Origin of the sequence: Desulfobulbus sp. (assembly GCF_030824455.1) — a bacterium.
GTDB lineage: Bacteria > Desulfobacterota > Desulfobulbia > Desulfobulbales > Desulfobulbaceae > Desulfobulbus.
This window is the reverse complement of sequence record NZ_JAVBXR010000091.1, coordinates 1-10,829: the sequence shown is the minus strand read 5'-3', so window position 1 is coordinate 10,829 and position 10,829 is coordinate 1. Positions and strand designations below refer to the sequence as shown.

The window sequence follows — 10,829 nt, the reverse complement described above, 5'->3', positions numbered from 1 at the left end:
GCAACCATCTGCTGATTTTGCGGGGATTGTAGGCGGCCACCTGGTTGCGGCCGCGTTTTTTTGCTTCGTAGAGGGCCTCGTCGGCCATGTCGATCAGGCTGTTTTTACTGAAACCGACGGCGGCGGGCAGGGCGGTGGCGGCGCCGATGCTGACCGTTACCTGGTAATGCTTCGCGCCGTCGAAAAAATCGTGCTCGGCAATGGCTCGGCAAAGCTTGTACGCCACGGTCATTGCCCCGTCGGCGTTGGTCTCGGGCAGGACAAAGGCAAATTCTTCGCCGCCATAGCGCGCCATCAGATCGTATTCGCGAATGACTGTTTGAGCGGCACGGCATAGCTCCCTGAGAATAAAGTCGCCGGTCTGGTGGCCGTGGGTGTCGTTGAATTTCTTGAAGTAATCAATGTCCGCAATCAGCAGCGACAGGGGGGCATTGTTTTGGCTGGCCCGGTTGATCTCGGCATGAAGAAAATTCTGGAAAAAACGGTGGTTGTTGATCTCTGTCAGGCCGTCAAGGTGGGCCAGTTTCTCCAGGAGCCGGTTTCTTTCCGTTAATTGCCGCCGCAGTTCTTCCAGCGCTGATTTGGCTGCGGTCAGTTCCCGATGGATTTCTTCATAGCTCAGGTGCAAAAGGCTGAGCCTGATGTTGGCTTCCTGAATGATTTCGGCCACCGGACGGATCGGGGCCATGGCGACGCCAAAAAATTGGGCCGTCTTTTCGATCTCCCGATTGATGATTCTGAGGATAGTCGTAATCTCCAGGTGGTCGAGGCCGAGGAGTTGGCGCGCCTCTTCCTCGAATCGGCGGCGGTACAGCTCGGGCTGGGCGGAGAAGAAAATTTTGGCGGCCAGGTTGGAAAGGTAGACGATCCTGATGATCAAGAGCTGCTGCTGGTCTTCGCCGCAATAGCCGTGCGGCGCATGGTGGTGGAGTATGGCGGTGAGAATGGTGGCGGGGAGGCCCCAAAATCGGGCGACTTCAAATCCAGAAAGGGTGTGGGGGATACCGAGGAACTCCTCTTCAAACGCAACTTGGCCGGTTTCAGGACCGCTTGCGGTCTGTTGCCGCAACAACAGGTCGTAACGGGAGGGAAGGGTGAGGGCAAACACCAGGTGGCCGATGTTTTGCAATAAGCCGACAGTGAAGAGCTCCTCGGGATCGGCCTGTCCGGTTTGTTCAGCAATCAATCGCGCCGCGGCCGCGCCAACCAGCGAACGTTCCCAGAATTGGGCCAGGTCAAATAGGCCGCACTCCGCTTTGCTTCCCATGGTTAGAAAGGTAAAGCTTAACACCAGGCTGCGCACCGCGTTGATGCCAAGCAGCGAGACCGCTTGGCTGATCGAAGCAATCTGCTGGGGAAAATTGTAAAAAGCGGAGTTGGCGATTTTAAGGATCTTGGCCGACAGCGCCACGTCCTGGGTGACAAGTGAGACGATGTCGTTCAGGGAGGCGTCCTCACGCGCGGTCAGCTCCAAAATCTTGGAGGCCACAACCGGCAGCGTGGGGAGATCTGCGGAGTTCAGAATAGCATTAAGCGTTTTGGCGAGGGGTTTTGACATGACCGGGCTTGGTGTTTCAGCTAGGTTTCATGAATAAAGAGCGGATGATAAGAACAAAATTTTTCCTATAGCATAGTATGGGGTGTTCCGCTCATGCTCTTTACGGGAGGACGAATTTAATCAAGGAGTTGCAGGGGCGATCTGACAATCAAGGCGTCTATTGCTCAAGGATGGGTTTCGGATCGTATGCCCGTTGCAGGGGGGAAGTGAGCCGCCGTAAAATTTATTGGCGGATCCGGGCGCCTTTTGTGTTTATCGACAGTTGCTCTGTTGGGCTATTATCATGGAATAACAGGGAAATTAAAGGGAAGTCAATCGTCGTTTTGATGCGGACGGCGGCGGCGATTGCAAGCGAGTAAGGCTCATTTGTGTTGACACTCTCAATGTTTGCTGGTATTTGACTTGCGGTTTTTCGCAGCATGCTGTATAAAAATCAGCCAAACAAGCAATTGCTGTAGGCGCGTAGCTCAGTGGGAGAGCGCTACCTTGACGTGGTAGATGTCGTCGGTTCGACCCCGTCCGTGCCTACCAACTTTATAAAGGCTAGGATGCAGATTTATCTGCTCGTTAGCCTTTCCTTTTTACAGGCATAATGGCAGAGATATCAGTTTCCTTACAAGACGGTGAAAGTAAGTTGTTTCCGCAGGGAACCGTTGCGGCGGAAATGCTGAAGGAGCTGGTTTCCGGCAAGCAGCGCAAGCAGACGGTGGCGGTGAAGTGCAACGGTCGTCTGGTTGACTTGGCGACGCCGCTGCTTGAGGACGCCGTTCTTGAACCTGTTCTCGCAACTTCTGAAGCCGGCGCTGAAATTCTGCGCCATTCGACTGCGCACATCATGGCTTTAGCGGTCAAAGAGTTGTATGGCGAGCAGGTTAAGGTCGCCATTGGGCCGGCCATCGAAGACGGTTTTTATTACGATTTTGATCGAAAAACTCCGTTCACGCCGGACGATTTTGAGCAGATCGAGGCCAAGATGACCGAGTTGGCCAGTGCCCGACTGCCCTTTGTTCGTCAGGAGATGAGCAAGGACGAGGCGATTCGATTCTTTGAGCAGCAGGGCGAAATGTACAAGGTTGAGCTGTTGCGGGAAATAGAAGCTGAGACCGTCAGCACCTACACCCACGGCTCCTTTGTCGATTTGTGTCGTGGTCCGCATGTCCCCGATGCCTCCTGGATCAAGGTGTTCAAGCTGCTGCGCGTTGCCGGGTCGTATTGGCGCGGCGATGAGAAGCGGCAGATGCTCACCCGGATCTATGGCGCCGCTTTTGCCGATAAAAAGGATCTGCAGCAATATCTCACCCGCCTCGAAGAGGCGCGTAAGCGGGACCATCGCAAACTTGGCAAGCAGCTGAGTCTGTTCACTATTCAGGACCAGATCGGCCCTGGTCTGATCCTTTGGCAGCCGCGCGGCGCCTTGCTTCGTCGCCTGATTGAAGATTACTGGAAGGATGAGCATTATCGGCACGATTATCAGCTGCTGTACACCCCGCACATAGCCCGGCAGGATCTATGGAAAACATCGGGGCATCTTGATTTTTACGGCGAGAACATGTATTCCGCCATGGAAATCGATGAGGTGATGTACCAGCTGAAACCGATGAATTGCCCGTTTCACATCGGGGTGTACAACGCCGACAAGCACAGCTACCGAGAATTTCCCATCCGTTGGTGCGAGTTGGGCACGGTGTACCGCTACGAGCGGACCGGCGCGTTGCACGGGCTGATGCGGGTCAGGGGGTTTACCCAGGACGACGCTCACATTTTTTGTCGTCCGGATCAGCTGGAAGATGAAATATTTAATATTATCGATCTGAATCTGCACATTCTTAAAACCTTTGGGTTTGATCAATACGACGTCTATCTCTCCACCCGCCCTGCAAAATATGTCGGGTCCGACGAGCACTGGGAGTTGTCGACCCAGGCGTTGAAGCACGCGCTGGACAAGAAAGGGCTGCAATATCAGATTGATCCTGGCGAGGGCGTCTTTTACGGGCCCAAAATCGACATTAAAATCAAGGATCAGCTGGGCCGTTCCTGGCAATGCTCAACCATTCAGGTTGATTTTAACCTGCCCGAGCGGTTTCAGATGGGCTACACCGGCGAAGACGGCGGCGAACATCAGCCGATCATGATTCACCGAGCCCTGATGGGTTCGCTTGAGCGCTTCATAGGCGTGCTGATTGAGCACTACGCCGGTGCGTTTCCCCTATGGCTCGCGCCCGAGCAGGCCCGGATCATGAACATCACCGACGACCAGGGCGAGTATTGCGAGCAGGTCTATGCTCGATTGCGCGCGTTGGGGGTGCGCATTGAAAAAGACGTCCGCAACGAGAAGCTGAACTACAAAATCCGTGAAGCCCAGTTGATGAAGGTTCCCTATATGCTCATCGTCGGCGAGCGTGAAAGAGAGGAGGGAACCGTGACTGTGCGCCAAAGAGACGGACAAAATCTGCCGGCAATGACCCCGGAAGCATTCGTTGATCTCGTTATTGAGGAATGCAGTCGCCGCATTGCCTGAACCCAAAATTCACCTGGAGGAACGAACATTAAAAAACGAGGCAGCAGAAAACTTTCCCCACAGCAGGATCTGAAAATCAAAATCAACGAAGACATCGACTACCGCGAGGTGCGACTCGTTGATTCCGATGGATCACAGCGCGGCGTCGTCAGCGCCAGGGCTGCTCTCGAAATAGCCCAGGAACAGGGACTTGATCTGGTTGAAGTGTCCGACAAGGCTGATCCGCCTGTATGTCGGATTATGAACTTTGACAAGTTCCGTTATGAGCTGAAAAAGAAGCAGCAGGAAGCCAAGAAAAAACAGACCGTTATTGAGACCAGAGAAATTAAGTTTCGGCCCAAAACCGAAGAGCACGATCTCAGTTTCAAAATACGGAAAATCAAAGAATTCCTGGCGGAAAAAAACAAGGTCAAGGTGACCATGCGTTTTCGTGGTCGTGAAATTATCTATGCCCAGACCATCGGCCTTGACGCGTTGACCAAGATTGCCGATACGCTGCGAGAAGACTGCGTGATTATTCAGGAACCTAAGATGGAAGGTCGGCAGCTCGTAATGTTTGTTGGTCCGAAAGCCTGAGAGTGCAAAATATCTACCTTTAAAACCAAGCATTCCGGTTGCGCGTTGCACCGGTTGAGATGTAAGGAGCGTACATTATGCCGAAAATGAAAACCAACAGAGGGGCCGCTAAACGGTTCAAAGCCACTGGCGGCGGTCGCATTCGTCGCGCCAAGGCGTTTTCCTCGCATATTTTGACCAAGAAGTCGACCAAACGGAAACGGAATCTGCGCAAGTCCGCCTTGATTGCCGAGGTGGATGCAAAAGCCGTACGGCGGATGTTGCCGTATATGTAAACAGAGCAGTCTTCCGGCGCTTGCCTGCGCTGAACACTGTTGTACCTGCCTGAAAAAGCATCTAAATTCAGGATGGCGCTTAATATATTAGCTTGAACGGAGAATACCATGCCTCGTGTAACCCGCGGTTTTAAAGCACGCCGCAGAAGAAATAAAGTGCTGACGCTCGCAAAAGGTTTTCGTGGCGGCAAACATCGGCTTTTCAAAACAGCAGCCGAAGCGGTTGATCGCGCGCTGTGCTACGCCTATCGTGATCGCCGCGTCAAAAAACGGGAGTTCCGCCAGTTGTGGATCGCCCGCATCAACGCCGCAGCCAAACAGAACGGCGTCAGCTACAGCCGGTTGATCAACGGCCTGACCAAGAACTCGATTGCGCTTGATCGCAAGGTGCTGTCCAATTTGGCCATTGTCGACCCCAACGCCTTCACCGCAGTTGTCAGGGCCTCCGCTGGACAGGCTTCCTGATCACGCGTCGTCACGTCATGGAAAACGAGCTGCTTAGACTCAAGCAGGAGGCCGAAGAGGCTTTAGGCGGGGTTCAAAACCCCGCCCAGCTTGAAGCCTTTCGCGTCAAATATCTTGGGCGGAAAGGCGGCCTGCTGACAGGCGTTTTGCGTCAGCTTGGCGCCGTCTCCCCTGAGGACCGTCCCCGCTTGGGCCAACTGGCCAACGACATCAAACAGGCGATCGAAGGCCGGTTTGATGAAAAAAAAGAACTGTTAGGCTCCGCACTCCAGGCAGGCGCCTCCGGCGCTGTGGACCTGAGTCTACCGGGGCGTTTTCTGCCGTTTGGCAAATTGCATCCCGTTACTCAGGTGATGGAAGAGATTTGCTCCATTTTTGAAGGACTCGGTTTTGCCGTGGCCGAAGGGCCGGATGTTGAGAGCGACTACTACAATTTCGAGGCGCTTAACATTCCCAAACACCATCCCGCCCGCGATATGCACGACACCTTTTACGTCACGGACTCGATTCTGCTCCGCACCCACACCTCGCCGATGCAGGCCAGGATCATGGAAAAGCAGGACCCACCTTTGCGCTACATCGCCCCGGGCAAGGTGTACCGTTGCGATTCCGACATCACCCACACTCCGATGTTCCATCAGGTGGAAGGTTTCCTCGTGGACAAGGAGGTCTCGTTTGCCGATCTCAAAGGGGTGCTGACCAGTTTTACCCACAAGATGTTCGAAAAGGAACTGGCGCTTCGGTTCCGGCCGAGCTTTTTTCCGTTCACCGAACCCAGCGCTGAGGTCGACATTGCCTGCGTTATCTGCGGAGGCAGTGGTTGCCGGGTGTGCAAGCGAACCGGTTGGCTCGAGATACTTGGTTCAGGCCTCATTGATCCTGAGGTGCTGAAAATGGTTGGCTACGACCCTGACGTCTATTCCGGCTTCGCCTTTGGTCTTGGGGTTGAGCGGATTGCCATGCTGAAGTACGGCATCGACGACATCCGTTTGTATTACGAAAACGACCTCCGGTTTCTTTCCCAGTTTTAACATCGCTGTTCGTCGGCCCACAGAAGGTTCGAGTTTCGATCCTTGTCGCGTGGCTGTTGCCTGCGCGTCAATCACACGCCCCCAATTGGAGAGCTTTGACCTCCATGACGGGCCTTTGCGCTTCGTTGCGGCTTGTTAGCGAGGGGTATGTCCGAGAATCGCGGTCTTTGCGGGCGCAAATCAATGAAGGCGCGCGCTGTGCGCCCATTATGAGAGAGTTGTTGCTGATAGGATTGCCATGAAATTCACGCTGAGTTGGTTGAATCAATTTATATCCACCGAGGGTTACACGGCGGCGCAAATTTCCGACAGGCTGACCATGCTGGGCCTGGAAGTGGACAGCGTCGAGGAACTGTTCGTGGATCTTATACCGATTGTCGTTGCGCGGGTGACGGAAGTCAGCAAACACCCGGACGCCGACAAACTGACCGTCTGTTCCGTGGACAACGGCGAAGAAGTGGTTCAGGTAGTGTGTGGAGCTCCCAATGTGCGTGCCGGGATGTGGACAGCCATTGCCCAGCCGGGCGTAAAATTGCCTGACGGCACAAAAATTAAGAAATCGAAAGTTCGTGGCGTGGTTTCAGCGGGCATGCTGTGTTCGGCGCGGGAATTGGGACTGAACAGCGACCACAGCGGAATCCTTGATTTAGAAGGACAAACCGCCGCTGGTCTGCCGCTGATTGACGCCCTTGGACTGCGCGACACCGTCATCGAAGTGGATTTGACGCCCAATCGACCCGATTGCGCCAGCGTGCGCGGCATCGCTCGCGAGGTGTCCAGCTTTGTCGGCGGTACGGTTAAGTCACTTGTTGATCGCATTACTCCATTAAGCGGACGCGAGGTCGGCTACGAGGTTGTTATTCGTGATCCGGAGCTTTGCCCTCGCTACACGGCGCGTAAATTATCCAATGTGGTTATTGGGCCTTCGCCGATGTGGATGCAGCAGCAGTTGACTGCGGTCGGCATGCGCCCAATCAACAACATTGTCGACATCACCAACTACGTCATGCTTGAATCCGGGCAGCCGTTGCACGCCTTTGACTTCACCACCCTAAAGGGCGGGAAAATCATTGTTCGCCGGCCGGAGAATGGTGAAACCAGCATCGCAACCCTTGACGGCAGCCAGCGTCAGCTCGATCCGGACATGCTGCTCATCTGCGACGCGGAAAGGCCGATCGCCGTGGCTGGCGTTATGGGTGGATTGGAGACGGAAATTGCCGACTCAACCACAACGATCCTGATCGAATCGGCTTGTTTCAACCCGGTGTCGATTCGTCGGACCGCCCGTAAACTTGGCATTCCTTCCGAGGCATCGTATCGGTTTGAGCGTGGGGTTGATCCCAATCTTGCCGACGCGGCCTTGGAACGCGCAGTGAATCTGATGGCGCTCTACGCCGGAGCGACGGCCGACCCCGACGGCGTCGACGTCTATCCTGGAAATATAACCGCCGTGAAGCTGCAACTCCGAATAGGCAAGGTTTGCAGCCTGCTGGGCATGACTTTGAGCCGCGATCAAGTTGCGGGTTTCCTGGAAAGCATTGAATTTCATGTCGTTGCGATTGACGAGGCGACCTTGGAAGTAACCGTTCCGAGTTTTCGGGTTGACATAGAGCGGGAAATTGACCTGATTGAAGAAGTGGCGCGATTGGTCGGTTACAACGAAATCCCAACCTCGCTCCCCTCTATACGTATGGACTATCCCAAACGGGACGAGTTGCGCGAGTTGCGCCAGGAAGCTGCTCGAATTCTCTTGGCCCAAGGCTTTTTTGAGGCGATTAATTACAGTTTCGTCGCGGAAAGCCATCTCAATCTCTGTCGGTTATCCGCAGATGATCCCAGACGTCGGGTAACTCGGTTGCTCAACCCGCTTTCCGAGGAACAGGCCGTGATGCGTTCTATGCTTTTGCCCGGATTGCTGGAGAATGTGCGGCGGAATATTAATTTTCAACGGCCGGACGTTCGCCTGTTCGAAACAGGAAAAACTTTCCTGCAGGAGCAAGAAGGGGCTCTGCCCGAAGAACAGATGTATCTGTGCGCCGTGCTGACGGGCCTTCGCTTTCCGGAAGGCGAATCATTGTATTATTCCGGCCTGGAAAGCGATTTTTTAGACGTCAAAGGTGTGGCTGTCAATTTGCTTCAAACCCTGCGCCGGACTGCAGTCAGCGGCGAGTCGTTGTTTCAGGTGAAGCCTGAACTGGTGCAACCGTATTGCGATCCCGCCTGCGCGGTCGTCATCATGACCGACGACACGGTGGTAGGCTCGCTCGGCGCGGTTCATCCTGAGACGCTCAAGGGCTTTGGCGTCAAACAGCCTGTGTATTTTGTCGAAATCAATCTTCACAAACTCCTGACCCTGGAAAAAAAGGCCAAGCAATTTGTTGCATTGCCTAAATATCCTTCGGTGAAACGCGACATTAGTCTGGTTGTGCCGGATGCTGTTCCTGCCGGCAATTTGCTTCAGGCAGTCCGCTCCCAGTCGCACAAACATCTTGAGTCGGTGGAGATCTTTGATGTATATCGTGGCAAACCCATCCGAGAAGGATGCAAAAGCGTCGCCCTTTCCCTCACCTATCGCTCTGCAACCTCCACGCTGGACGACCAGTCGGTCGACAAGGTGCATGAGAAAATTGTGAAATCATTGATGGCAGATTTTAATGCCCGTTATCGCGAAGGATCTGAAGTATGAAAAAGAAGAATGTGACCCGCAAAGAATTAGCCATCTCCGTAAATGAAAAATTGGGCGTATCCCAGCGCAACGCCGCAGAAATCGTTGACACCGTTTTTGCGGCGATGAAAGACACCATGGTGGCCGGCGAATCGATCAAACTGGTGCAATTCGGCACCTTGACCGTTCGGGACAAATCCCCACGTCGTGGGAGAAACCCCCGCACCGGCGAGTCCATGACCATCACCAAGCGACAGATGGTTTCGTTTCGTCCCAGTAAAAGACTTCGCGAGCGCCTCAATAAATAGGCAGCCAGCGGTTCTTGCTTATGATAACGTGCAGGCCATATGAATAGAGCGCGCCTTTTTCCATCTCTTCAGCGTCATTGATGTGATGTGAAGCGAGCAATCCCAGCGTCCTCCGCCATACCGGACAAGGTGTACTTCCGGATCGGTGAAGTCAGCCAACTTGTGGGAGTGGACGCCCACGTGTTGCGTTACTGGGAAACAGAATTCTCGTTAATCAAACCGTTTCGAGGCAAATCAAAGCAACGGTTGTACCGCCAGCAAGATGTAGAAAATTTACTTCAGATTCGAGAATTGCTCCATCGGCAGGGATTTACTATCAACGGTGCCCGCAATTATCTCAAGGCGTTGGATAAGCGCCACTCTGACATCTCCAATCTGGATGAGCTGAAGGTTACGAGTTCCCAAAACAACATGGCGTCTCTTCTTGCCGAGATCAAAGGGGAGTTGCTTGATATTGTTGTCTTGCTTGCACCTGTAAAGATTGACGGCTCGTTGGGACAGGTTGATAAAGGTTGACAGTAGATAGGGTTAAGTGCTAAATAACCCTTCACAAATTTTCGGAATGTAGCGCAGCCTGGTAGCGCACCTGAATGGGGTTCAGGGGGCCGGAGGTTCAAATCCTCTCATTCCGACCAGTAAAATCAAGGGTTTAGCATCTTCATTGCTAAACCCTTTTTTGTTGCTGGTCGCGTATTGGTCGCAATGCATGGCCTTTATTGCGAAGTATTGGATCGCGTTTTTTCAATTTCCCATTCGTTCACCGACTCAACCGAATACCTCACCGCCTTCCCAAATTTCATAAATTGGGGACCTTCGCCTTTACATCTCCAACTTGCCAAGGTGTATTCCGATATCTGAAGCCGTTCCGCCAGTTGTTTTGGTGTGAAGTGCGTTTGCATCATTGGTTTATACATCCTCTTCGCTGCTGTTCGTTATTTTGGGTAAAATTCAATTGAATCAAAAGCCGGGCAAGCGTGGTTGCCGTTTGTCGGCGGGCTGGTCCTGCTCGCGAACGGCGGCTTTCATCCGGCGGGCGCGTTCGTTCACGGAGGGCATGTAGTCAGCGCCAAGCGGTTTGTTGCCAAGCCAGCCACGGCGCGGCGTCTTGAAGATGCTGGTTTTCATAGTTCTTTGTCGAGGTCGCCATACCGTTGAAAAGCACCCTGCCGGGACAGGCCGAGAGCTTGGCCAATGTGCGCCCAGGAGCGGCCGGCAGAGCGTTGCCCTTGAATGGCGTGCTTGATTGATTGGTCGAGTTGGTCGCGAATACTGACCAAGTCGGCTAACTCGTGTTCATCGGCGTTGGCTACCCGACGGCCTGCCGCTCGGATCATACGTCTTAGCATTTTCAACCATTCTGAAGTTTCAACCTGTCCCATGCGGACCGCCTTATTCTTGAAAATAGTGTCAATGAAAGGTTTACAGTCTACGGC

At 53.7% G+C, this 10,829-nt stretch carries 12 protein-coding genes and 2 tRNA genes; 10 read left to right on the top strand and 4 right to left on the bottom strand.

Going from position 1 to position 10,829, the window contains the following annotated elements; translation table 11 throughout:
* On the bottom strand, positions 1–1,558 hold a 1,558-nt coding region (locus tag RCH93_RS11035), incomplete at its 3' end, for a GGDEF domain-containing protein (protein ID WP_306548459.1).
* Positions 1,559–2,014: 456 nt separating this feature from the next.
* On the opposite strand from RCH93_RS11035, the gene RCH93_RS11030 reads away from it, so the two are divergent.
* The 10 genes from RCH93_RS11030 to RCH93_RS10985 all read left to right on the top strand — a co-directional run bounded on the left by RCH93_RS11030 (position 2,015) and on the right by RCH93_RS10985 (position 10,031).
* A tRNA-Val gene (locus RCH93_RS11030) sits at positions 2,015–2,089 on the top strand.
* Between the two features lie 61 nt (positions 2,090–2,150).
* Positions 2,151–4,076 (top strand): threonine--tRNA ligase, encoded by a 1,926-nt coding sequence (gene thrS / locus RCH93_RS11025; RefSeq protein WP_373693285.1) that lies wholly within the window; start codon positions 2,151–2,153, stop codon positions 4,074–4,076.
* Between the two features lie 108 nt (positions 4,077–4,184).
* Entirely contained in the window at positions 4,185–4,652 is a 468-nt protein-coding gene (infC, locus tag RCH93_RS11020; protein WP_373693284.1) for a translation initiation factor IF-3, read from the top strand.
* 77 nt (positions 4,653–4,729) lie between these two features.
* On the top strand, positions 4,730–4,927 hold the full coding sequence (gene rpmI / locus RCH93_RS11015) for a 50S ribosomal protein L35 (RefSeq protein ID WP_306548457.1): 198 nt from the start codon (positions 4,730–4,732) through the stop codon (positions 4,925–4,927).
* Positions 4,928–5,035: 108 nt separating this feature from the next.
* Entirely contained in the window at positions 5,036–5,392 is a 357-nt protein-coding gene (gene rplT, locus RCH93_RS11010) for a 50S ribosomal protein L20 (RefSeq protein ID WP_306548456.1), read from the top strand.
* A 17-nt stretch (positions 5,393–5,409) separates the two neighbouring features.
* Positions 5,410–6,423, top strand: a complete 1,014-nt coding sequence (gene pheS / locus RCH93_RS11005; RefSeq protein WP_306548455.1) for a phenylalanine--tRNA ligase subunit alpha — start codon at positions 5,410–5,412, stop codon at positions 6,421–6,423.
* 238 nt (positions 6,424–6,661) lie between these two features.
* Positions 6,662–9,109 (top strand): phenylalanine--tRNA ligase subunit beta, encoded by a 2,448-nt coding sequence (pheT, locus tag RCH93_RS11000; RefSeq protein ID WP_306548454.1) that lies wholly within the window; start codon positions 6,662–6,664, stop codon positions 9,107–9,109.
* Positions 9,106–9,396 carry an integration host factor subunit alpha gene (locus RCH93_RS10995; protein ID WP_306548453.1) on the top strand — a complete coding sequence of 97 codons (291 nt, stop codon included), beginning with the start codon at positions 9,106–9,108 and terminating at the stop codon, positions 9,394–9,396. Before pheT ends, RCH93_RS10995 begins: the two co-directional genes overlap by 4 nt.
* Positions 9,397–9,483: 87 nt before the next feature.
* Entirely contained in the window at positions 9,484–9,912 is a 429-nt protein-coding gene (locus RCH93_RS10990) for a MerR family transcriptional regulator (RefSeq protein ID WP_306548452.1), read from the top strand.
* Between the two features lie 42 nt (positions 9,913–9,954).
* A tRNA-Pro gene (locus RCH93_RS10985) sits at positions 9,955–10,031 on the top strand.
* A gap of 78 nt (positions 10,032–10,109) precedes the next feature.
* Here the strand turns inward: RCH93_RS10985 and RCH93_RS17930 are convergent.
* The 3 genes from RCH93_RS17930 to RCH93_RS10975 form a co-directional block, all read right to left on the bottom strand.
* Complete coding sequence (locus RCH93_RS17930) at positions 10,110–10,295, bottom strand: helix-turn-helix transcriptional regulator (RefSeq protein WP_373693286.1); 186 nt, start codon at positions 10,293–10,295, stop codon at positions 10,110–10,112.
* 58 nt (positions 10,296–10,353) lie between these two features.
* Positions 10,354–10,521: a hypothetical protein gene (locus RCH93_RS10980; RefSeq protein WP_306548451.1), complete on the bottom strand. Its 168-nt coding sequence runs from the start codon at positions 10,519–10,521 to the stop codon at positions 10,354–10,356.
* Positions 10,518–10,829 (bottom strand): hypothetical protein (locus tag RCH93_RS10975; protein WP_306548450.1); only part of this gene is annotated, 312 nt, incomplete at its 5' end. The genes RCH93_RS10980 and RCH93_RS10975, both read right to left, overlap by 4 nt.

Bases quoted from the DNA above. Each gene is read 5' to 3' on its own strand.
- thrS (WP_373693285.1), top strand. From the start codon at position 2,151: ATGGCAGAGATATCAGTTTCCTTACAAGACGGTGAAAGTAAGTTGTTT.
- rpmI (WP_306548457.1), top strand. From the start codon at position 4,730: ATGCCGAAAATGAAAACCAACAGAGGGGCCGCTAAACGGTTCAAAGCC.
- rplT (WP_306548456.1), top strand. From the start codon at position 5,036: ATGCCTCGTGTAACCCGCGGTTTTAAAGCACGCCGCAGAAGAAATAAA.
- pheS (WP_306548455.1), top strand. From the start codon at position 5,410: ATGGAAAACGAGCTGCTTAGACTCAAGCAGGAGGCCGAAGAGGCTTTA.
- pheT (WP_306548454.1), top strand. From the start codon at position 6,662: ATGAAATTCACGCTGAGTTGGTTGAATCAATTTATATCCACCGAGGGT.
- RCH93_RS10995 (WP_306548453.1), top strand. From the start codon at position 9,106: ATGAAAAAGAAGAATGTGACCCGCAAAGAATTAGCCATCTCCGTAAAT.
- RCH93_RS17930 (WP_373693286.1), bottom strand. From the start codon at position 10,295: ATGCAAACGCACTTCACACCAAAACAACTGGCGGAACGGCTTCAGATA.
- RCH93_RS10980 (WP_306548451.1), bottom strand. From the start codon at position 10,521: ATGAAAACCAGCATCTTCAAGACGCCGCGCCGTGGCTGGCTTGGCAAC.